The sequence below is a fragment of the Lactobacillus sp. VURO6/B1 (VP7) genome, from assembly GCF_058139575.1.
The window spans coordinates 171,174-192,795 of record NZ_JBVOWJ010000001.1; the positions used below are offsets into that span (position 1 = coordinate 171,174).

Genomic DNA, 21,622 nt, shown 5'->3' on the forward strand with positions numbered 1-21,622 from the left:
CTTAGAAGTATTCTAAGTGTTTTAATTTAATTAAAACATATTCTCTTAATCAAGAACACGTTTTGCAACCGATGGGTAGAAATATGAACTTAAATTTTCTTTTACAACCCCTTGAGCTGGAGTAGCAGCATGAACATACTGATTGTCGCCAACATAGATTCCTACATGATATGGAGCAGTTGCAGAACCCCAAAATAGAAGGTCACCCGGTTTTAAATTTTGCATTGAGACTTTCTTGCCCTGCTTAACTTGTGCATAAGTTGTACGACTCAAATTTACCCCAGTAGCTTTACTATAAACATATTGGGCCAAACCTGAACAATCAAAACCATGAGGTCCATTTCCGCCCCATGCATAAGATTTACCGACTTCTGCATTTGCTAAATCAACAACTTTTTCTGCCTGTTTTGCACTTTTCTTCTTAACAGTTCTAGCATGAACTTTTGCTATTTTAGTACCTGGCTTGACAGTATAACGAGCTTGAATCCATTGACCTTCACCAATTTCATACCAAGTATTCCCTTTTTTGTCAATTGCACTGCTTAAAACGTGCACTGTTTTGCCGTGTTTGATCCTTTTACCAGTAAAAGCAGGATTTTCATAATTATCCCAAACATTAATGCCATATCCAGGAACATAATTGATTTTTAGCTTGTTGGTAGCTGCTTTAACATTAGTAGTCGCAGAGCCAGTATTAACTGCATTCGCAATTCCAAAGCCAGTAATAGTCAAGGCCGCAGCAGTAGTAAATTTAACCAAATTACTTTTAACATTCAAAATCAAAATCCCCCCGTATTCGCATCAAGTTGTTTTAAAATTAAGTTCTATTTCTATGTTACAAAATCAATTTTACACGCATATTGTTACAATAAGGTTACAATAATAATACCGGTAAGTAAAAAAGCCCTTTCAACTACACTGTAGCTAAAAGAACGACAATTTTTCAAATTTTAAAATATAGATTCAGAGTTTAATTAGTCTAAGATACGTTTAGCAGCGGAGGGATAGAAATAGGCACTAAGTGATTGTTTTAAAACACCTTGACTTGGTGTAGCTGCATGAACAAATTGGTTATCTCCAACATAGATGCCAACGTGATAAGGGGCAACGGAAGAGCCCCAGAAAAGCAAATCGCCCTTCTTCAATTTTTTTAATGAAACTTTTTTACCTTGTGTTACTTGAGAGTACGTGGTTCTTGGTAAAGTTTTATTTCCAGCTTTTTTATAAACATATTGAACTAAACCAGAACAATCAAAAGAATAAGGACCTGTAGCACCATATACATATCCTTTGCCCACCTGTTTTTTGGCTAACTTAGCTACAGCTGTCCGCTTTTTGGTCACTGCACTGGCACTGACATCATTCACTGTGGCAGCACTGGCTACTGTTACACTAGTTGCACCAGTGAAAAACAAAGCTATGACAGTTATTAATCTAATTAATATCTTTGAATGTCCGTGTTTCAAAATTAAACTCTTTTCTAATTCATATGCGAAAATTGTTCGTAAATATAACAAATGATAGTTAGAAGTCACTCGTCCTATTTCTTCGACATTTTCTATGATACTCATTCAATGTTACACATTTGTTTCAAACGAGCTACAAAACATTAAGAATTTTATTTTTGAAACAGGTAATTTTTTACAAAAGTAATTTAATTAGTTCAGTGTTTTTCTGAGGCCTGTGACAATGTTGAGGAGTATTTTTTCGGTCTGCTGCCAGTTATTATTAATTAACACGTGGGCATCTTTTTTAAGGTTATCAGGTAACACATTTAGTTCACTGCCACTTAATCGCTCTTTAATTTTATGAGGATCATCACCTCTTTTTAGTAAACGTTCAGCAAGCATTTCTTTAGAGCTGGTAGTAATGTATAAAAAATAAACTTGACTACTGATTGCAGCTAAATACGAAGCAGCTCCCTTAATATCAACAATCAAGGATACAACATCATGGTCCAGCCAGGCATTTTCTAATGCTTCTCTGCTTGAACCATATTGGTATGAGCCATATTTAACGTGCTCAAAAAAATGTAGTTTTTTAAAACTGGCATCGGTTTCAAAATGATAAGAGCTTTCGGGGCTTTCTCCTGGTCTAATTGGTCTAGTCGTATGAGTCAAGACTCTGGGAATATTAAACTTATTTGCTAAGTATTCTGAAATAGTTGTTTTGCCTGCACCACTGGGGCCAGCAATTAAAATTAATTTTTGCAAAATCCAAGCTTCCTTTACTTGAAAACAATTCGCTTTTATAATAATATCTTTCTATTATAATGAAACATGGGTAAGAGAGGAAGTAAAACTTATTATGAAAAAAGCAGATGTGAAAGCAGATGACATTCTTAGCGCCAAATCTGAAGAAGAGCTGACAAAGCCTTTTCTTGGTAAAGTGGAAAAAATTTACGAAAATTCTGCCCTGCTAAAAATTATTGATTATGATCCGACTGATAAGACCGCAGTTAGTGACTTAAATCAAAAAATAGTAGTCAATTTTAAGAATTTAAAGAGCGTTCCTAAAAAGAAAATTAAGGAAATTCAGGCTTTGGCCAAAAGTGATGTTAAAGTAGAAAAAATTAAAAAAGCTGCCACAGAAAAAGCAAATACTGACAAGAAGAAAGATTAATAGCTATTTTTTAATTAAGAAACAGTGAATAAAGATTCACTGCTCTTTTTTTTTGCTGTGTTTTTGCCTAAAATTAAACCATGAAAATATTTATGATATGGAGAAAAAAGTGAAAGAAAAAGCAAGAACTGTCTTATTTTGGTTCATTTTAATTCAACCTTTTTTAGATTTATATTGGTTTTATCACGGCAATCTGGCCAATATTTTACCATTTACTCTGCCCACAATTATCCGTATTTTGGCTGTGGCAACTCTAGTTTGCCTTTACTTCAGTTCGAAAAATTCCTGGCAAAAACTGTCACAGGAAAAATGGCTGCTAATTTATATTATTCTTTTAGTTATCTATTCAGTATTCCATTTAATACATGTGCAGCACTTTACCAGTATTAGCCCCGACAATTACGGCTATACCGCGAGCGGTGAAGTTTTTTATTTAATCAGAATGATGCTGCCCTTAACGGTGCTATATTTGACTAATGAATTAGACTTTAGTCAAAAACAACTGCAACTGGTGATTGAAGGTATTTCAGGACTTTTTTCAGGCACTATCGTTCTTTCCAATCTTTTTGTTATTTCTCTTAAATCGTATGAAACAGGAACTATCAGCGCCAACATTTTTGAGTGGTTTTTTAATCCTAATATTGGCTATTCTCATATGGCTTCTAAAGGTTTCTTCAATTTTACCAATATGATCTCGGCCGTTCTCTTCATGTTGCTGCCACTTATGCTCTACTATCTTTTTGCTTCATTTAACTGGCATACCGTTTTGCTAAATGTTGTGCAAGCTCTGGCAATGATCGAGATTGGTACTAAAGTAGCAGCAATTGGCCTAATTGGTGGCATAATTATTGGCCTTATCCTGTTTGGACTACATAAATATCTGATTAAAGACGTAAAAAAAGGTGGCAAGGCATTTTTAGTTGCTGTCCTAATAGAAGTAGCATCCCTGGTGATTTTGCCTTTTGGCCCCGCAATTCAACGTTATAATTATGAAATTTATCTGGCCAAGCAGTCTGACCACGACTTAACTGATGAAAAAAATGAGCTGGCTGCGGGCTTACAAAAATATCCCAGTGGCGAAAAAAGAGCTGAATTTTTACGTTACTTCATTAAGAAAAATTATCAGGAATACGCCCTTAATCCCAAGTTTGTTTTCAAAAGTTACCCATACCAGTATGATCCAGAATTTTGGCTCAAAATTATGAATGAACCGGGTCAAGCGCGGATGGAAAATCGCCATATTGAAAAAGCAATGCTTAATCAAGTAGTCAAAACCAATAACAACAAACTAGACAAGCTTTTTGGTATTTCATACATTCGAGAAAATAATATTTTTAATTTAGAACGCGATTTTACCGCCCAAATATATTCTTTAGGCTGGCTCGGAATGCTCCTGTTTGTCGGACCATATTTGGCAGTTTTATTTTATGGAGCATACAGGTGGCTAAGATATAAGTCAGCACGCACTTATTTAGTCAGTTCTTTAATTGTTTCCAGCAGTTTCATTTTACTCGCCGCTTTTTCCTCTGGTAATGTAGTCGACTTCTTGACAGCCAGTCTTATTCTCGCTTTTGTCGAAGGAAATCTCCTGGTTCAAGTTCGTAAAAAGGAAGCAATACAATACAAAATTGCGAATTTATCATAAGATTCAATTTTAATTAAGGGGCTCATGCCGCTATCGGACTTAGTCCCTTTATTTTTAAAAAAATTTCTGACCATTAGAAAACCCCGCAATCTAATCAATTTCGGGGTTTTAACTAAGTTAGTTGCTTAAATTTTATTCTTTATTTTTCTTTGATAAATGATGGATCCGGAATTCTAATTAAATAGTAGCGAGTCGCATTATGCCCAGCATGCATGCCGATGCCATTCTGCCAAACTTTTTTATAGTTAGCGGTGTAAATAGCAACGTAAGCTCGCTGATATTTGCGGTCTATTGTCTGCAGTTGTTTTTTATCATACGGAATTTTTGCGGCGTTCAGATCTAAGGGACTTTTGCCATAAGCTACCGTAGCAAAATCGCTGGATACTTTGATTTTCTTGCCTGGTCTGTAATAAGTAAAAGTCTGAGTACTAATTCTTTTCTTTTTCGAATTAATCGTAACGTAACTCGAATTACCTTCCCCAGTGTTCATGACAATAGGTTCGTAAGTAATGTGCGCTGTTATTTTACTGGTATCTTCAAGGTCAGGATTGTCCAACATAGTTTTGTTAAACAACCATACTATACCGATAATCAAAACAACTACTTCAATAATGTCGATTAGAAAATTAGGCCAGCTAAACTGCTTGTGTTTCTTTATAATCATAGTAATTCGCCGTTTGCGAATATTTTGGACAACAAAAACTAAATAAAGAATAGCAATTACCCATAACAAAACTCCAAGTAGATTCCAGCTAACCATAACGGACCTCCTGCTTCTTTCTCCATTATATTGTAAAAAGTATCTTTTGAATAGCTGAGCTTAAAAATAGCATTCATTATTAAAGCAATAATAAAAAACCAATTTACCTGTTAGAAAATTGAGAATTTTTATTTAGCCTTTTTAGTAGTTGCTTTCTTAGTTTTACCAGTATTTTTAGGGGCAGACTTCTTTTTGATCGGAACTGAAGGTTTTTGATATTCACGCACCTGTTTTATCTTTTCCTGCATAGCATCCGTCAATTTAGCTGCAATATCTGTTTCATCCCGCTCAATCTCTTCTTCTGTTGCTAGCTGATCGATTCTAAATCCTGACGCATTCAAAAATTCTGATTGCGTTTCGAAATATATAGCAACAGGATATTCTTTACCTTCTTCAAAAAAATTAGCAATTTTTTTATAATTACTATAAGGTAAGTTAATAATATTGCTTTCTAAAGCAAAAGTAACAGTTCTCTGTCCGCTTATTTCAAGTGCAACATGACTTAATGAGCTATGCTTAAGTGCAGCTCTGGTTTCTTTAACCAGTTTAGTAGCCAACTCACGCAATTTTGCTTTTGACTTACCAATGTCTGCATATTTAACAGTTTCTAAGTCTTCAATATAATCTTGTTTTTCTATTTTTGCAGTTAAATCTTTTAAGCTTATTTCCAAATTTAAAACCCTTATCTAAATTTATTAATTTTTATCAGTCTTCTATACGATACTCAAATTTTTGTGTAAAAACAATTTTTTTATTTCTTTTAAAAAAAATTTTTTAAAAAACACTTTTGCTAATCAATGTTAACTAAAAATAGTTAAATGCTGTTTTTATTCAAAGAAAACCACTGTTTAAGCAGAATTTTTGCCAATATTAAATAACACTTTGCTCTATAAAATTTTGAAAAAGCGCTTTTATAAATTATTATTAAAAAAACTTAGCTGTATCTACTTTACAAGCGTTTTCACATAGAGTAAATTTATCATGTAACTAAAAATTTTTCACTAAATTTTTTAACTGAAAGGTAGACGAATATGTCAGATAAAGTTTACACAGATTATTTCTATAATTCCGAAGATTTTGATAAAAATCACGAAATGGGATACAAGGATCTTCACATTCCTGAAGGTGTTGAAGCTCAACCTTTAGTCGTTCCACCAGTATTAGAGCCTGATAAACAAGAAAACAATGATGTTTGGTACACAATTGAGTCCCAAGAAGGTGACTTCCAATTTTTGCCAGGTAAAAAGACTCATACTTGGGGCTACAACTTCCCAGTTCTTGGTAAGACCATGGTTTTAACCAGAGGTCAACATGTTCACGTAACTTTGAAGAACAGCTTGCCAGAATTGACTACTTACCACTGGCATGGTATGGAACTTTCAGGTCCTGGTAACGATGGTGCTTGTCACTCACCGGTTTACCCAGGTGAAGAAAAGCACATTGACTTCATAGTTAAGCAACCAGCTGCTTTAACATGGCTTCATGCTCACCCATGTCCATCAACTGCCATGCAAGTTTGGATGGGATTAGCTATGGGCGTTGTTATTACTGATGCTAACGAAGATAAGTTGCCAATTCCTAAGACTTACGGTAAGGACGAATTCCCAATTATTTTACAAGACCGTATTTTCCACGAAGATAACCAATTTGACTATAAGGCAGACTACAACGCAATGGGTATCTTTGGCGACACTCCAATCATCAATGGTGTTGTTCGGCCATACGTTGATGTCACTACTCAAAAAGTACGTTTGCTTTTCTTAGGTGGTTCTAACCGTCGTGAATGGCGCCTGCACTTTAGCGATGACTTGGTAATGACCCAAATCGCAGGTGACGACTCATTCTTGGAGCACCCAGTTAAATTGACTAAAGTCTTAATTGGACCAGGTGAGCGTCAACAAGTAGTTGTTGATTTCAGCAATTATAAAGATGGCGATGTTGTCAACCTTTACACTGACGACTTCAAGCTGGTTGAATTCAGAATTCACAGTTATGAAAAAGACGACAGCGTAATTCCTGATACTTTATTCAAACCATATGATCCAGTTGTTAACCCTAACTCACCAGTTCCTCACGTTACTATGGATAACCACAACATGATTAACGGCAAGTTGTTCTCAATGGAAAGAATTGACATGAAGCAGGAATTGATGAATGCTGAATACTGGGACGTAACTAACACTAACGATAAAGTTAACGGCATGTTGCACCCATTCCACACTCACGGAGCTCACTTCCTTGTTGTATCACGTAACGGTAAAGACCCATATCCAAACGAAAGAGGAGTTTATAAGGACACTATCGAAGTAGCACCTCAAGAAACAGTTCGTATAAAGGTTTACTTCCAAAACACTGGTGTCTTCATGTATCACTGCCACATTATCGAGCACGAAGATGCTGGTATGATGGCGCAAATTCAAATTGTTGATCCAAAACACCCAGACAAGAAATATCATTTGATGGACATGGAAACTCTGAATAAGGCTTTTGCTGAAGAAAGAGGCGTGCCAGAAGATGAAGTCTTCTGCCCAGGTATGGACGTTGAAGGTATGGCAGTTAAAGGTGAAGATCATAGTCTTGATGCTTTATCAAGCGCAACTCACCATTAATCTCTACCTTCAATAAAGAAAAAATAAAATTTAGCAAAATCGCTCATTAATTTGAGCGATTTTTTGCTTTTAATAATCTTCCTATGTTTAAATAGCTTTATGAAAAAGAAAAGATTTTCCCTTAAAGCAATTTTGATACTAGTATTGGGTATTTTTTCTCTAGGTTTAGTTTTTACAATCTTTAACTCGACTGGTTTTAAAGACCGTTATGACTGGTTAACCTTGAAATCTTCCCAGAAGCTAAATGTTCCCCTAGAAAATCAATATCCTGACCTGCCTAATGGTTGCGAAGTAACTTCTCTGTCAATGCTTTTACGCTATTATGGTATCAAGGTAAACAAACTAAATTTGTCTGAAAACATAAAACACGTTTCTTCTTATACCGATAATGGCAAATATCGGGGTAACCCACATGTTGGTTTTGTTGGTTATATGAGTCAGGCAAATGCAGGATGGTGCGTTTATAATGAACCCTTAGAGCAAGTGGCCCTCAAGTACACTAATCGCATTCGTAATTTCACAAACCATGATTTTATCGAAGTAATGAAACTGGTTTCTGACGGTCATCCGGTTCTGATCATTACTACCACCAATTTTAATCATGTGGGCGACATGCAAACGTGGGAGACAGCTCAAGGTGAAGTTCACGTGACTCCGTCTTCACATGCTTGTGTCATTACCGGCTTTGATAAAAAGGCACGTATTGTCTACGTCAACGATCCTTTCGGTCATAAAAATAAGAAAATTCCTTGGAAAAATCTCGAAAAAAGCTATAACCAGCAAGGAAAGCAAGCATTATATCTGGAATAGAAAAAAGAGCAGATTCAATTAAGAATCTGCTCTTTTTCAAATCGAGGCCCGTTAATAATAACAGGTGACTACTTCTGTTCACATCAGGTTGGTCAACCGCCAGCACTTCCCGTGCCTGCCACTTAAGGCGGACGTCCTCATACAAATACGCATCTCACGTTTTTGTCGACTCGCATTAATTATTATACTTATCTAAATGACGTTTGTAAAATTTTTTTATTCTGAAGAAAATTTCCACACACATATTTGACAAAAGCATTCCCAAAGCAATTGAACCTGTCACAATTATCACTCTTAATACTGCATCATTTGCTCCACGCAAATTGCCGGAAGTTAATTCACGCACAGCCTGATAAGCGGGAACACCTGGCACTAAAGGCACAATTGCAGGTATGTAAAAAACTGTAGCCGGACATTTTTTCATTCTGGCAAAAACTATCCCTAAAATACCGATAGCAAAAGAGCCTAGTAAATTGGATAATAACCGTCCCATTGACGCTCTCATTGCCAGCCAGTAAATAATCCAGCTAATAATACCACTCATGCCGGCCAAATTAAGTACTCTGCGCGGGACATTGATTGTTAAGGCAAAGCCAGCTGAAGCAAGGTAGGCAAAAGCAATATTAATTACGATTTCTAACCAAAAAGGCATTTTTTAAGCTCCTAAAAATTTCAATACAATACCAACTCCACCGCCTAATGCAAATGCTGTTAGCAGCGCCTCACAAATTTTTACCATTCCTGAAAGAATATCGCCTTTAAACAGGTCTCGCAGTGCATTTGTCAAGGCCAGACCCGGAACAAGCGGCATTAATGCACCTGTTAGAATATGGTCAATAATCATCTGTGGGAAAAGTCGAACTAAACCGGCAGCAATGACCGTCATAATCAGAGCTGCAACAAGTTCTGCCAAGAATCTAACGTTAGTAAAACGTTTAAAATAATAAAATGAGATAAACCCGGCTGCTCCCACAATGGCCGCTGCGGGAAAATCAATCCAGTCATAATTATTCATGAACAATACCATGAGCGTTGCGCTCAAAATTGCGGCACCAATTGTCTGCAGCCATATAGGAAAAGTAGGATAACTTCCCTTGGCCATCTTGGTAACTTCGCTTTTAACCTCTTGCAAAGTAATTTTTTTATCCGCAAAAGCCCGGGACAAAGAATTAATGCGATCAACTAGTTCCAAGTTGATATTGCGCTCATGTACAAGAGTACTCTGGCAATAGTTACCGTGATCCAAACTCATAAATACACCAGTTGGCACCACAAAAACACGTGGATCAGGTTCACCGGCGCTTTTAGCAATGCGCACCATTGTATCTTCAACCCGATACATTTCACTGCCGCCTTCAATCATTAATTCACCGGCAGTTAGGCAAGTCTCAAGTAAATCTTGGTAAAATAATTCACCTGGTCTAGCACTCATTTTTCACCTCAAAGTTTATTCATAGTCTCAATATCAATAGTTTTATCAACCCAATTGCCTTGGAAAAAATCACGTTCATGGCTCACAATAATCACTCCACCAGGAAACTTGATGATAGCCTGTCTTAGTGCATCTTTAGAATCACTGTCCAAATGATTAGTTGGCTCATCCAAAAACAACAAATTTGCCGGTTCAAATAACATTTTTGCCAATTTGACTTTTTCTTGTTCGCCACCAGACAGTTTTTTTAAAGGACTCATTGCCTGTTGAGCAGTGACGCCCAATTTTGCTAAAGCTCCTCTTAATTCTTTAGGCTTTATGCGTTCAAAATTTTCCTGCAAATATTGCAGAGGCGTCATATTGTTATTTGGCCAAGTTAATTCCTGCTTAAAGTAGGCAATTTTGGCAGTTTCAGATAATTTATAAGTGCCAAAAATCGGGTCTAGTTGACCTAATAATGTTTTTAATAGTGTTGATTTCCCAATACCATTAAAACCGGTAATAGCAACTTTTTCATTGCCCCCAACCGAAAAATTGAACGCTTCTTTAACTAACGCTTGGTCATAACCAATTACTAAATCCTGCGTTTGCAATAAAAGGTTGGCTGCTGTAGCTACGTAAGGAAATGCAAAGCGCGGTTTATGGTTATTTTTAGGTGGATTCAGTACATCCATTTTCGCAAGTTGCCGTGCCCTTGATTTTGCACTTTTTGAACGGGTACCAGCCTTATTTTTACGGATATAAGCTTCAGTTTTGGCGATCTTGCGCTGCTGATTACTGTAAGCCTTCATATACGTTTCCCGATTAGCTTCTTTTTGACGCATTGCTTGTTTTAAAGTTCCGGTATAACGCGTTATTGTACCAATATCTATATCAATAATACAATTAGCAATTCTGTCTAAAAAGTCGTAATCATGGCTAACAACGATGAAAGCACCAGCAAAATTATTCAGATAGTCAACGAGCCAATCTATGTGTGAAACATCAAGATAGTTGGTCGGCTCATCTAACAGCAATACATCTGGTGTTTGCAAGAGTAATTTAGCTAAAATAATTTTTGACCTTTGACCACCTGACAATTGACTCACATCATGATCATATCCCAGCTCTGCCAGACCTAACCCAGAAGCAACGCGCTCAATTTCGGTATCAATATTATAAAAATTATTTTCTTCCAAATAGGTTTGCATTTTACCAGCTTTTTCTAGTAAAGAACTATCACCTTCAGCTGCATACTTTTCATACAAAGAACTTAATTCTTTTTCTTTACGATAAAGTGGTGCAAAAGCTGTGCGTAAAAACTGGCGAATTGTTACCCCCGGTTTCAACTTGGCATACTGGTCAAGGTAACCTATAGTAATTTTGTTTTGCCATCTAATTTGTCCTTCATCAGGTAGTATTTCACCAGTTAAAATTTTAATCAAGGTTGATTTACCGACCCCATTTTGACCAGTCACACCCATATGATCCTCTTTGTTGAGTACGAAACTAGCATTTTCATACAAAGTTTTATCTTCAAAACCTTGTCCCAAATTTTTAACTGTGAGTAAGCTCATTATGCATCTCCCTAAATATCAATATAAGTTGTACAAAATAAAGTAAAACTACCCATAAATTTTTGACTTTGCTAACATGCACAATAAAAAAGTGGGCTATTTGCCCACCTTTTCATTTTTTTCTTGTTCATATTTCTGCAAGGAATCCAATACTTTAGGCCAATAACGCTTAGGTAAAATCAACTGTAATTTATCATTATATATTGGAAAATCGCTTGCTTTCATTCCAGTAATTTTAGCTAAATCCTTATCAGATAAATGATATTCCCGTGCAATTCGTTTAATTTCAACGGAAGCATGACCACGAAACCATGAAAAAGCAAAGAAAATTAAGGCAAATATACTTGCTGCTAATATAGCAACTGGTAAATTCCAACGAAATGTGCGTAAACAAATGAAAGCTATAGCAATAAAAGCAATGAGGGCTGATATTGTACTATAAACAGCCAGGAACATAGACTGTTTACGCATATTTTTTATCCTCCTTTGCTCAAACGTTATTGACCAGCAGAATTAGCACCACTTGTTCCGGTTCCTGAAGAATTGTCATTTGATTCATCAGTTACTACCGAAGGGTAAATCTGGTAGTTAGTAAACGGACTGGGATCTTTCCACTTAATATTATTATTCTGCTCATTTAACTTATTGAGTTTCGTTTCATCATTATCCAATACTTTTTTATCCAAGTCAAGATTGGTACGTATCTTGTCCGAAGCCTTTTGAAGCTCCTTAGTTGAGGCTACCTGAATAGAGGCTCCATTAATCCAGGCATCGTGACCCTGAATATAACCACTGGCAATATTCTGCGAACAGCCTCGATATGTCAGTGCTAAGGCTAACATGTCATTAAACGTAAGGTTGGTTTTAACATATTTTGAAAAAATCTTAACCAACTTGCGATAATTTGTAATTGAATCCACAGAAATAGCCTTATGAACAACAGCAGTGATAACTTGTCTTTGACGCATTTGCCTGCCGTAATCACCTCGAGGATCATCATGGCGCATTCTAACATAGGCAACAGCATGACGTCCGTTTAAATGCTGTTTACCTTTGTGAAAATCACACCAGTCATATGAAAACTTGAACGGCACCTTAACGTCAACTCCACCAACAGCGTCAACTAGGCTTTTTAGAGCTTTCATATTTACTTCCACATAATAATGAATGGGAACACCGATTAAGGCTGAAACAGTTCTCATTGAAGCAGAACTGCCACCAACACCATAAGCAGAATTAACTCGAAACATATTGTACTTGTTTCCAGGATCGCCTAAAATATTAGCAAGGGTGTCTCGAGGAATTGAAGTCATTGTTGACTTATTTTTAGCAGGATTTGCTGTTGCCAAAATCAAAGTGTCAGAATTTCCTTTGTCATGCCGTCCTTCAAGTCCTTGATCAACTCCCAGAATTAAGACAGAAATCGGCTGCCTGTTGGCAATACGAGCAGATGTCGCATAATTTCCACCCTCGCCATCAATTGCACTGTGCAAAGCAAAATACATGTGGGCTACCCAGGCCAAGCCGAAGCTGACACACAAAACAGCTACAATACCACAAATCCGAGCGAAAGCGCTGCCTTTAAAGGCTTTAGCTGGTTCTGCGAAAGCCATATTTCGCTGAAGATTTAAAGAAGAATGCCTTTTATGGTAATCTTCTCTGCGTTTTGAATTTGGATTCATTCCTCTATTTAAGCCCTTTCGTAGTTTTCATCTATATATTTTTAACACTTTCTAACTTGAATTAAAATAATATCGATTATAATTAATAATATCTTATTTTTTAATCTTTAGTATAATTTATTTAAATAGCTAAAAAGGAGAATTTTTATGTCAATTCCTAAACGTGATGAAGTCCCAGAAAATCTTAAATGGGACTTAACTAGGATATTTAAAACTGATGCTGACTGGGAAAATGAATATACACTTGTAAAAAAAGAAATACCAGCTTTAAGCACTTTAAAAGAAAATTTTACCACTTCTGGTTCATCTTTATATAATGGTATTACTCAAATTTTAACAGTTAGTCGGAGGCTGGAAAAAGTCTATTCTTATGCTACTCTTGCCAGTGATGTTGATACTGGAAATGCCCACTATTTAAGCTATGTAGCTCAAGTGCAGGGACTAGCCAGCCAGTTCGAAGCTGCTACTTCTTTTATGAATCCAGCAATTTTAAGCCTTTCAGCAGAAAAGTTGGGTGCTTTAGAACAAGAAGAGCCTAAACTCAGCAACTACAAACACTTACTTGATCAAATTACCAGATTGCGACCATATACGCTATCTGCAGAAGAAGAAAAGCTCATTGCGGATGCTGGTGATGCTTTATCTGCTTCCGAAAACACCTATAATGTTTTAACTAATTCAGATATGGAATACGGTTATACTCAGGATGATAACGGTGAAATGGTTCAGCTTTCCGATGGCTTATACTCACTGCTTATCCAATCTCAAAACCGTGAGGTACGCAAGGAGGCCTTTGACTCCATGTACGCTACCTACGGACAATTTGAAAATTCCCTGGCGGCAACCCTTTCGGGTGCTGTCAAGGAACATAACTATAATGCCCGCGTTCACCATTATCCATCAGCTCGTGAGAGTGCAATGAATGCAAATGGCGTGCCATTAGTCGTTTACGATACTTTGATTGATGAGGTCGATGAACACTTAGATCTATTGCATGAATATGTAGCTTTACGCAAACAAATTTTGGGCTTAAAAGATTTACAAATGTGGGATATGTACGTTCCATTAACTGGTAAACCAGCATTAACCTACACTTTTGAGCAAGCTAAAGCAGAAGCCAAAAAGGCATTACAACCATTAGGAAAGGACTATTTAAAGCAGGTTGACTATATCTTCAATAATAGAGTAATTGACGTGGTTGAGTCTCAAAATAAGGCTACCGGAGCATATTCTGGCGGTTGCTATGATACAGATGCATATGAATTGCTTAATTGGGAGGACAATGTTGATTCATTATACACATTGGTTCATGAAACAGGACACTCCGTCCACAGTATGTACACTAGAAAGAATCAGCCATATGTTTATGGTGATTATCCGATCTTTGTTGCTGAGATAGCGTCTACAACTAATGAAAACATCCTAACGGAGTACTTTTTAGCTCATATTACCAATCCTAAAACGCGCGCTTTTGTTCTTAATTACTATCTGGATTCTTTTAAAGGAACTTTGTTTAGACAAACCCAGTTTGCTGAATTTGAACAACAAATTCATGAAATGGACGCCAATGGTGAGCCATTAACTGCTGACCGCTTAGATGATATCTACGGTAAAATTAATCAACGCTACTATGGTGATGCAGTAGAACCTGGTGGAGAAATTGCTAAAGAATGGGCTAGAGTACCGCATTTTTATTACAACTTCTATGTTTATCAATACGCTACAGGTTTTGCTGCGGCCACTGCTTTAGCAAACAATGTCGTTCATAGTACTGCTGAGCAGAGAAAGGCTTATATTAGCTTTTTAAAAGCTGGCTGCAGTGACTATCCAGTTGAAATTATGAAAAAAGCTGGCGTTGATATGACGAAGCCTGATTATTTAGAAGAAGCTTTTAAAACTTTTGCCAATCGTTTAAGCGAATTTAAGAAAATTATCCAAAATAATTATAATTAATACTTGCATCTTTTAGTTACAAATAATATAACTGGTATGTAAATAATAATTTCTTACATCAAAAACCACTTCTATTTTAAGAAGTGGCTTTTTTCTGTTATAAAAATATTAATAATAGTCAAAAATTAGGTTAATGAGTTCCAAAACTGCCTTGCTAATTCTTGGTATAAACGACAGCCAGTTAAATAAGCATTTACTTCTATATACTCATTTGGCTCATGATCAGTAGTTCCAGCTCCCGGCCCCAGAATAATAATAGGAAAATCTCCAGCTTGAATATATTCTGATGCATCTGTAGCAGCAGTCCCTGCAACGAATTCACTTGGCCTGCCAATTTCTTGCTCAACAACTTTTTGAGCCATTTTAGCTAATTTTGTTTGAGATTGGTCAGGTAAAGGCACTTCAGGAAAACTATATCTAATTTTTAACCGCGCGCCTTTTTTATTTAAATCAGCAACTATTTGTTCAAGTTCAGTATATATTTGCTCATTGGGATATACTGGTGTCGTTCTGATATTGCCGGAAAGCCAAGCAGTATCAGGAACAGAATTAATTTGACTGCCACCCTGAATTTGACTAATCACATGAGTAAAAGAGCCTAAAACCGGATCCTTTTTTTGATGACTATCCATTAGTTGCTGCGCTGCTTGTGCAAATTCAATCAGTGGCATTATCGCATTTTGACCTTTTTCTGGAGTCGAAGAATGAACACAAATACCTTTAGAATAAACGTAATAGTCAATAACACCCTTATGTGTCACACGTACGTCAAAGTTTGAGGGTTCACCAATAATAAGTCCATCCAGGTCAGAAGCATAGCCTTCTTTAGTCAGCTGAGCTGCACCATATTCACCGGTTTCTTCACCTACAGATGCTAAAAGTCTAATACGACCAGGCAGCTCTTTCTTACTATCAAGTAAATTAAGCATTGCCACAATCATTGCCGCCAGGCCAGACTTCATATCGCTTGCACCACGCCCAAATATTTTTCCGTCTTTCAAAACGGGCTTAAATGGGTCTGTATGCCAATTGGTCAAATTCCCAGCTGCAACAACATCTTCATGCCCTGAGAAGCCTAACAATGGACCATGATCTCCAATCGTTACCACCAAATTATCTCTACCTGAAGAATAAGAAATTCTCTCAATTTTTGCAGAATATCTGCTAAACAATGATGTTATATAATCAGCTACCAAACTTTCATGGTCATTTGCCGAATCTATCGCTAACAAGTCAGTTAATATCTTAATTGCCTGTGATTCTTCCACTTACTTTCTCCCACCTAAGCTTCAAGTACTTTTGCCAAAAAGTCCTGGGCACGCGGAGTTTGTGGCTGAGCAAAAAACTGCTGTGGTGCAGCTTTTTCCTGAATATAGCCATCTGCCATAAACCACACTTCATCCGCAACATTTTTGGCAAAGCCCATTTCGTGAGTTACAACGACCATTGTCATCCCTTTTTGAGCCAAATCCTGCATTACCTTCAATACCTCGCCTACCATTTCTGGATCAAGCGCCGAAGTTGGTTCGTCAAAAAGCATTACTTCTGGATCCATTGCCAAAGCCCGGGCAATTGCTACTCTTTGTTGCTGTCCACCTGAAAGATTGGTTGGAAAAGCTTCTGCTTTATCAGCCAAACCAACCTGGTTTAACAGCTCCATTCCCTTAGTTTTAGCATCACTGTCACTCATGCCCTTTACTTTCATAGGCGCTAATTTAATATTTTCAATTATGTTCATATGAGGAAACAAGTTAAACTGTTGAAAAACCATTCCCATTCTTTCACGCAGTTGATCAAGCTGATCTTCACTTAATGCAGTTAATTCCTTATCCTCAAAAATAACTTTGCCAGAAGATGGCTGATCTAATAGGTTCAGACAACGCAAAAAAGTACTTTTACCTGCACCTGAAGGACCAATTAAACAGATAACCTGACCTTCATTTACTTGAGCATTGATGTCCTTTAAAACTTTATTATTGCCAAAATTTTTCTGTAAGTGCTCAACTCTAATTACGGGATTTGCGTTAGTCATGATTCATTTTCCTTTCAAATACTTTCATTAAGCTGGATAAGCCAAAAGTAATGATAAAGTATAAGATCATTGTAATTACCAATGGCATAACTCCACGATAGGTATCAGCCTGTACTACACGTGATTGATAAATCAAATCCTTAACGCCAATTACCGAAACAATGGAACTTTCCTTAATGAGGGAAACAAATTCATTACCCAGAGCCGGCCAAATATTTTTCATTGCTTGTGGCATAATAACATAACGCATAGTTGCTGTCCGTGACAAGCCCAAAGAGCGAGATGCTTCTGTCTGGCCCACAGCAATCGAATTAATACCCGAACGAATTACCTCTGCTACATAAGCTGCAGAGTTAAGGGAAACGGCAATTATACCCGACAGTAAAGCTGGGATATTTACTACTACCCCCAAGCCAAAGTAAATAAACAGCAGTTGTACCATTAATGGTGTGCCCCGAATAAATTCTACATAAGCTGTCGCAATTGAACGTGCAATTTGATTGTGTCCTAAGCGCATAAATGCCAGTATTGCACCTAATAAGAAACCAAAGAAAACTGATATAGCAGAAATGAGTAAAGTATACCCAACTCCTGCTAAAAAGAAGTCTTTATAGGCCCACATTGAATTAGACGCTTTCACTTCCTTTTTTGTTTTACCGGCAGTTAAATACTTTCCAGCTTTGGGTAAATATACTTTATCAATTAAATCTTTTTGCTTAATCTCCGCTATTGATTTATTAGCAGCTTTAACTAAACTATTGGCTCCTTTATGAAAAGCAACAGAAGTAGCAGATGACTCTGTCTTAAGGCCTGCCGGAATAACCATAATCCCGTCCGTATTTTTAGCAAAAGCCTCGGCTGTCGCCTTGTCAACTGAAACTGCATCAACCTTATGCGTTTTTAATCCTAAAACCAAGTCGTTATCTTTATCCATGGTTTTCAGTTTGACATTTTTGGCTTGATTTTTGATCATTGTGGCCTGCATACTGCCAGTTTGAGCACCAATTGCTTTGCCGGCAAAAGACTTATAATTATGATATTTGCCTTTATCTTCTTTTCTTATCAGTAATTTTTGCTCACTTTTATAATATGGCTGACTAAAAGCAACGCTTTTTGCCCTCTTAGGAGTCGCGTTCATTCCGGCAATGACCATGTCAATTTTACCTGTCTCAAGACCCACTAAAAGAGAGTCAAAGTCCATTGACCGCACAACAAGCTTAACACCCATATCATGGGCAATTTTTTGCCCTATTTCAACATCCATACCAACTATTTTTGATTTGCCCTTAATATTTTTGACAAATTCGTAAGGAGGATAATCTGGACTAGTCCCCATGACTAGTTCACCTTTTTGTTTGACTCTTCGTAGATAATTGTCGGTTCTTTGTTCAGTTTGTCCTTTATCAGCGGCTGCTGCATTCTGGGGTAACAGGGTTAACATTATAAATGCTATCAACAAAGTCTCAAGCAATTTCCACGCTTTCTTCATAATTTTCCTCCATTAATAATTTTATTATTACAATTATAAAGATATAAAAATTAAATTACAACTATTAATTAAAAACAATCAATTTTTAAGCAATAAAAAAGGCTCTGCACATTAGTTAGAGCAGCTAATATATGCAGAGCGATTTTAATACTTAAGCTTTTAAATTAACTATGCTTGAGAAGCACCAGTTACAGCGTCTGAATCTTCTTCTTTTAATTGATTCTCAGCTGTTACAGGATATGGCTTAACTCTTGTAGGGTCAGTATTAGACTTCAAGTTGTCAGCAGTGTAATTAATATGAGTAATCTTGGCGTGTTTAACATCTTCGATTGTCTTGCAACCAGTCAATTGCATATCAATTAGCAATTCTTGATTCAGTTGTTCAATAACAGATTGAACACCCTTAGCGCCACCAAGAGCTAGGCCGTATAAGTATGGACGACCAACACCAACCATATCAGCGCCAAGTGCCAAAGCCTTAAAGACATGCGAACCACGACGAACGCCTGAATCAAAGACAATAGGAACACGGTGGTTTACGGCCTTAGCAATCTCTGGCAACATATCAATTGTTGCAGGACCACAGTCAACTTCACGACCACCATGGTTAGTGACATAAATACCATCAGCGCCAGCACCCATGGCTAAGTAGGCATCTTCTGCACAAACAACGCCTTTAACAAATACAGGTAAGCCTGACATCTCTTTAATGCGTCTAACATCTTCTGGCCCAATCTTTTGGGCTGAAGAAGCATACATCTGAGCTACAGTTTGGCCTTCACCCTTTGCTCCTTGGTAGCGAGTAAAGAAGTCTAGTGGAACAGGGTAGGCAAACTTAGTTCTGAGGTTAGCTTCACGAAAGCCAGATACCAAAGCGTCTACGGTCAGGAAAATGCCCTTGTAGCCTGCTTTTTTAACTGCATCAAAGACCATCTTGTTGAAGCCCCAATCTTTGCTGAGATAAAGTTGGAAGAAACGTGGTGCATTTGGAGCTGCTGCCGCAATTTCTTCCACACTCTTATTAGCATAAGTACTTGAGGCAAACAAAGCACCTGCTGCAGCTGCACCCTTTTGAGTAGCAATTTCAGCATCTTTGTGCGCGATACCATGACAGGCAATAGGTGAAATCATTACAGGTGTCTTTAATTTCATGCCCATAAATTCAGTATCCAATTTAGGATTATCCATATTGGTCAAAGCACGAGGCACAATCTGAAAGTGATTGAAAGCAGTAGTGTTATTACGCCAAGTCCACTCATTTTCTGAACCTGAAGCAATATAGTAGTATGCACCTTCTGGCATAACTTTCTTTGCACGCTCCTCGAGCTCATCGAGGTTAATCATCTTCAGTGTTTCGTCACGATCACTTTGGGGAAAACCATTATAATATGATGTCATTTTTAAGACTCCTTCTTTATTTAATATTTCCAACTTCTATTATACATGTAAATGCTTACAAAAGTTAGTGAAATTTAAAAATAAATGTTTAAATAACGGGATTCCTACTGTATATTTTTTCACAAAGTAAAGTAAAGACAATAATTAATGTTATTTTTATGTTAATAATTACTACAAACTATGCTTAATAATATGAGTGAAATAGGTAACAAGATAGACCGCAACTTCGATGACAGCTATAAAAAAAGTTACTGGCAGATTCGTAATATAGCCCAAATATAAGCCAAGCCAGACGCCAATCAAGGCAAAAAAGACAGACCAGCCAATCATCGCCGGAATTGTTTTCCCTAAATAGTTTGCAGTGGCTGGTGGTAATGTTAACAAAATAAAAACTAAAAGTGAGCCCACTATTTGAGCACCAATTGATACCGACATCGCCAGAGCAATTAAAAAAATAACACTGACTGCACCAGTTTTTACTCCATGAGCAAGAGCACCAATATGGTCAAATGAATCGAAATTTAATGAGCGCTGGATACTAAAAATCATCAGCAATACAATTATAGAAAGGGCTATAAGCTGGATCACGCCCTGATGATCAACACCAATAATACTGCCAAATAAAATATTCGTAGCATAATTGCTGTTAGCTCCAGAAATGGCAAGAAAAAGTACGCCTAAGCCAGTAAATAGAGCTGAAATGGCACTAATTGAAGATTCCTTTTGTTCACTATGAAGTGACAATTCCCCAACACTGATAGAACCCAAGAGAGTGAATAAAAGCATCCCCCACAAAGGTCCAATTCCCAGCCAAACAGCAAATGCAGCACCTGCAAAACCAATTTCGGAAAGCGTATGTGCTAAAAAACTAAAATTACGTGCGACTACATAAACACCGACAGTGCCACAAGTTATCGCAATAAAAGTACTCGCTAAAAATGCATTACGCATAAAACCATATGCAAACATTATTCATATGCCTCCTTAAATTGGGACATTTCACCATGTTCAATTTGACCATGATTTAAATATAAATAGTTTTGCATATACTTGTGAGCTAATGAGATATCATGAGTTACAAACAAAACTGTTATTTTATGTTTTTCATTCAAATGTCTGATCAGCTTCATCAGCTCATCTTTTGCCATAGGATCAAGACTTGCCGTAGCTTCATCTAAAATAATCATATTAGGATTATCAAGCAGGGCTTGAGCTAAATAGGCTCTTTGTTTTTGCCCACCTGAAGCTTCCCCCATACGAGTATTTTTAATTTGATAGAGATTGGTTTCCTCTAACTGCTTTTTTATTGCTTCCTTAGTTTGGCTGTTTTTAATAATCGGTGCATTCAAACCTACAAAAGCTTCAATTGATAAAGGATATTCAGCATCAATATTGCGAAACTGCGGCACATAACCCAAGCGCACACCGTCCGCAAATGTAAAAGATCCAGAACTAGGAGTCAACATACTCATTAAAATATTTATTAAGGTAGTTTTCCCAGTACCATTAGGGCCTAAAAGTGCAGTTAACGAACCCCTTTTTAACCTGAAGGTTAAGTTATCAAAAACATTATTTTTATCAAATCTCATTGAAAGATTATTAACTTCTAAAATATCAGACAATTTGCATTTTCC

Annotated in this window: 21 protein-coding genes; 5 read left to right on the plus strand and 16 right to left on the minus strand. The window is 36.9% G+C overall.

The features are described from left to right. Positions 1 to 45: 45 nt before the first annotated feature. The 3 genes from ACZ2M0_RS00775 to ACZ2M0_RS00785 all read right to left on the minus strand — a co-directional run bounded on the left by ACZ2M0_RS00775 (position 46) and on the right by ACZ2M0_RS00785 (position 2,213). Positions 46 to 777: a C40 family peptidase gene (locus tag ACZ2M0_RS00775; RefSeq protein ID WP_490058167.1), complete on the minus strand. Its 732-nt coding sequence runs from the start codon at positions 775 to 777 to the stop codon at positions 46 to 48. A gap of 197 nt (positions 778 to 974) precedes the next feature. After that, positions 975 to 1,571, minus strand: coding sequence for a C40 family peptidase (locus tag ACZ2M0_RS00780; protein ID WP_223902159.1), 597 nt, complete (start codon positions 1,569 to 1,571; stop codon positions 975 to 977). Positions 1,572 to 1,658: 87 nt separating this feature from the next. Beyond that, positions 1,659 to 2,213 (minus strand): guanylate kinase, encoded by a 555-nt coding sequence (locus ACZ2M0_RS00785; RefSeq protein WP_490058168.1) that lies wholly within the window; start codon positions 2,211 to 2,213, stop codon positions 1,659 to 1,661. 94 nt (positions 2,214 to 2,307) lie between these two features. Here ACZ2M0_RS00785 and ACZ2M0_RS00790 point away from each other — a divergent pair, with 94 nt between their 5' ends. Beyond that, entirely contained in the window at positions 2,308 to 2,622 is a 315-nt protein-coding gene (locus tag ACZ2M0_RS00790; protein WP_223902161.1) for a DUF2187 domain-containing protein, read from the plus strand. A 109-nt stretch (positions 2,623 to 2,731) separates the two neighbouring features. Next, the gene (locus ACZ2M0_RS00795) at positions 2,732 to 4,267 is read left to right on the plus strand and encodes an O-antigen ligase family protein (RefSeq protein ID WP_490058169.1); all 1,536 of its coding nucleotides are present in this window, start codon (positions 2,732 to 2,734) and stop codon (positions 4,265 to 4,267) included. Positions 4,268 to 4,406: 139 nt separating this feature from the next. Here the strand turns inward: ACZ2M0_RS00795 and ACZ2M0_RS00800 are convergent, their stop codons facing one another. Both ACZ2M0_RS00800 and ACZ2M0_RS00805 read right to left on the minus strand, forming a co-directional pair. Then, the gene (locus tag ACZ2M0_RS00800) at positions 4,407 to 5,027 is read right to left on the minus strand and encodes an LVIS_2131 family protein (RefSeq protein ID WP_490058170.1); all 621 of its coding nucleotides are present in this window, start codon (positions 5,025 to 5,027) and stop codon (positions 4,407 to 4,409) included. A gap of 128 nt (positions 5,028 to 5,155) precedes the next feature. Further along, on the minus strand, positions 5,156 to 5,698 hold the full coding sequence (locus ACZ2M0_RS00805; protein WP_223902168.1) for a hypothetical protein: 543 nt from the start codon (positions 5,696 to 5,698) through the stop codon (positions 5,156 to 5,158). 360 nt (positions 5,699 to 6,058) lie between these two features. On the opposite strand from ACZ2M0_RS00805, the gene ACZ2M0_RS00810 reads away from it, so the two are divergent. Beyond that, on the plus strand, positions 6,059 to 7,636 hold the full coding sequence (locus ACZ2M0_RS00810; RefSeq protein WP_490058171.1) for a multicopper oxidase family protein: 1,578 nt from the start codon (positions 6,059 to 6,061) through the stop codon (positions 7,634 to 7,636). Positions 7,637 to 7,735: 99 nt separating this feature from the next. Further along, positions 7,736 to 8,446 carry a C39 family peptidase gene (locus ACZ2M0_RS00815; RefSeq protein ID WP_490058172.1) on the plus strand — a complete coding sequence of 237 codons (711 nt, stop codon included), beginning with the start codon at positions 7,736 to 7,738 and terminating at the stop codon, positions 8,444 to 8,446. Between the two features lie 175 nt (positions 8,447 to 8,621). Here the strand turns inward: ACZ2M0_RS00815 and ACZ2M0_RS00820 are convergent, their stop codons facing one another. From ACZ2M0_RS00820 to ACZ2M0_RS00840, 5 genes are all read right to left on the minus strand, one after another. Continuing rightward, the gene (locus tag ACZ2M0_RS00820) at positions 8,622 to 9,098 is read right to left on the minus strand and encodes a threonine/serine exporter family protein (protein ID WP_187153983.1); all 477 of its coding nucleotides are present in this window, start codon (positions 9,096 to 9,098) and stop codon (positions 8,622 to 8,624) included. A 3-nt stretch (positions 9,099 to 9,101) separates the two neighbouring features. Next, entirely contained in the window at positions 9,102 to 9,878 is a 777-nt protein-coding gene (locus ACZ2M0_RS00825; protein WP_490058173.1) for a threonine/serine exporter family protein, read from the minus strand. A gap of 8 nt (positions 9,879 to 9,886) precedes the next feature. Then, entirely contained in the window at positions 9,887 to 11,434 is a 1,548-nt protein-coding gene (locus tag ACZ2M0_RS00830) for an ABC-F family ATP-binding cassette domain-containing protein (RefSeq protein ID WP_490058174.1), read from the minus strand. Between the two features lie 96 nt (positions 11,435 to 11,530). Next, positions 11,531 to 11,905 carry a hypothetical protein gene (locus tag ACZ2M0_RS00835; RefSeq protein WP_419513786.1) on the minus strand — a complete coding sequence of 125 codons (375 nt, stop codon included), beginning with the start codon at positions 11,903 to 11,905 and terminating at the stop codon, positions 11,531 to 11,533. Positions 11,906 to 11,931: 26 nt separating this feature from the next. Beyond that, a complete protein-coding gene (locus ACZ2M0_RS00840) occupies positions 11,932 to 13,116 on the minus strand; it encodes an LCP family protein (RefSeq protein WP_490058176.1) in 1,185 nt (394 codons plus the stop codon). Between the two features lie 147 nt (positions 13,117 to 13,263). Between ACZ2M0_RS00840 and pepF the strand changes: the two genes are divergently transcribed. Then, positions 13,264 to 15,069: an oligoendopeptidase F gene (gene pepF, locus ACZ2M0_RS00845; protein WP_490058178.1), complete on the plus strand. Its 1,806-nt coding sequence runs from the start codon at positions 13,264 to 13,266 to the stop codon at positions 15,067 to 15,069. A gap of 125 nt (positions 15,070 to 15,194) precedes the next feature. Here pepF and ACZ2M0_RS00850 read toward each other — a convergent pair whose 3' ends face one another. From ACZ2M0_RS00850 to ACZ2M0_RS00875, 6 genes are all read right to left on the minus strand, one after another. After that, on the minus strand, positions 15,195 to 16,337 hold the full coding sequence (locus ACZ2M0_RS00850; protein ID WP_490058179.1) for an ArgE/DapE family deacylase: 1,143 nt from the start codon (positions 16,335 to 16,337) through the stop codon (positions 15,195 to 15,197). Positions 16,338 to 16,351: 14 nt separating this feature from the next. After that, positions 16,352 to 17,101 carry an amino acid ABC transporter ATP-binding protein gene (locus ACZ2M0_RS00855; RefSeq protein WP_490058180.1) on the minus strand — a complete coding sequence of 250 codons (750 nt, stop codon included), beginning with the start codon at positions 17,099 to 17,101 and terminating at the stop codon, positions 16,352 to 16,354. After that, on the minus strand, positions 17,094 to 18,590 hold the full coding sequence (locus ACZ2M0_RS00860) for an ABC transporter substrate-binding protein/permease (protein WP_490058181.1): 1,497 nt from the start codon (positions 18,588 to 18,590) through the stop codon (positions 17,094 to 17,096). Before ACZ2M0_RS00860 ends, ACZ2M0_RS00855 begins: the two co-directional genes overlap by 8 nt. A 168-nt stretch (positions 18,591 to 18,758) precedes the next feature. Then, complete coding sequence (locus ACZ2M0_RS00865) at positions 18,759 to 19,988, minus strand: lactate oxidase (protein WP_223902180.1); 1,230 nt, start codon at positions 19,986 to 19,988, stop codon at positions 18,759 to 18,761. 171 nt (positions 19,989 to 20,159) lie between these two features. After that, positions 20,160 to 20,957 carry a metal ABC transporter permease gene (locus ACZ2M0_RS00870; protein WP_223902181.1) on the minus strand — a complete coding sequence of 266 codons (798 nt, stop codon included), beginning with the start codon at positions 20,955 to 20,957 and terminating at the stop codon, positions 20,160 to 20,162. Continuing rightward, complete coding sequence (locus ACZ2M0_RS00875) at positions 20,957 to 21,577, minus strand: metal ABC transporter ATP-binding protein (protein ID WP_490058207.1); 621 nt, start codon at positions 21,575 to 21,577, stop codon at positions 20,957 to 20,959. The genes ACZ2M0_RS00870 and ACZ2M0_RS00875 overlap by 1 nt, the downstream gene beginning before the upstream one ends. Positions 21,578 to 21,622: the final 45 nt, after the last annotated feature.

Coding starts and splice junctions, on each gene's coding strand:
- ACZ2M0_RS00865 (WP_223902180.1), bottom strand. CDS start 19,988: ATGACATCATATTATAATGGTTTTCCCCAAAGTGATCGTGACGAAACA.
- ACZ2M0_RS00875 (WP_490058207.1), bottom strand. CDS start 21,577: ATGAGATTTGATAAAAATAATGTTTTTGATAACTTAACCTTCAGGTTA.
- ACZ2M0_RS00800 (WP_490058170.1), bottom strand. CDS start 5,027: ATGGTTAGCTGGAATCTACTTGGAGTTTTGTTATGGGTAATTGCTATT.
- ACZ2M0_RS00870 (WP_223902181.1), bottom strand. CDS start 20,957: ATGTTTGCATATGGTTTTATGCGTAATGCATTTTTAGCGAGTACTTTT.
- ACZ2M0_RS00790 (WP_223902161.1), top strand. CDS start 2,308: ATGAAAAAAGCAGATGTGAAAGCAGATGACATTCTTAGCGCCAAATCT.
- ACZ2M0_RS00810 (WP_490058171.1), top strand. CDS start 6,059: ATGTCAGATAAAGTTTACACAGATTATTTCTATAATTCCGAAGATTTT.
- ACZ2M0_RS00820 (WP_187153983.1), bottom strand. CDS start 9,098: ATGCCTTTTTGGTTAGAAATCGTAATTAATATTGCTTTTGCCTACCTT.
- ACZ2M0_RS00840 (WP_490058176.1), bottom strand. CDS start 13,116: ATGAATCCAAATTCAAAACGCAGAGAAGATTACCATAAAAGGCATTCT.
- ACZ2M0_RS00860 (WP_490058181.1), bottom strand. CDS start 18,590: ATGAAGAAAGCGTGGAAATTGCTTGAGACTTTGTTGATAGCATTTATA.
- ACZ2M0_RS00835 (WP_419513786.1), bottom strand. CDS start 11,905: ATGCGTAAACAGTCTATGTTCCTGGCTGTTTATAGTACAATATCAGCC.
- pepF (WP_490058178.1), top strand. CDS start 13,264: ATGTCAATTCCTAAACGTGATGAAGTCCCAGAAAATCTTAAATGGGAC.
- ACZ2M0_RS00830 (WP_490058174.1), bottom strand. CDS start 11,434: ATGAGCTTACTCACAGTTAAAAATTTGGGACAAGGTTTTGAAGATAAA.
- ACZ2M0_RS00780 (WP_223902159.1), bottom strand. CDS start 1,571: ATGAGTATCATAGAAAATGTCGAAGAAATAGGACGAGTGACTTCTAAC.
- ACZ2M0_RS00815 (WP_490058172.1), top strand. CDS start 7,736: ATGAAAAAGAAAAGATTTTCCCTTAAAGCAATTTTGATACTAGTATTG.
- ACZ2M0_RS00825 (WP_490058173.1), bottom strand. CDS start 9,878: ATGAGTGCTAGACCAGGTGAATTATTTTACCAAGATTTACTTGAGACT.
- ACZ2M0_RS00855 (WP_490058180.1), bottom strand. CDS start 17,101: ATGACTAACGCAAATCCCGTAATTAGAGTTGAGCACTTACAGAAAAAT.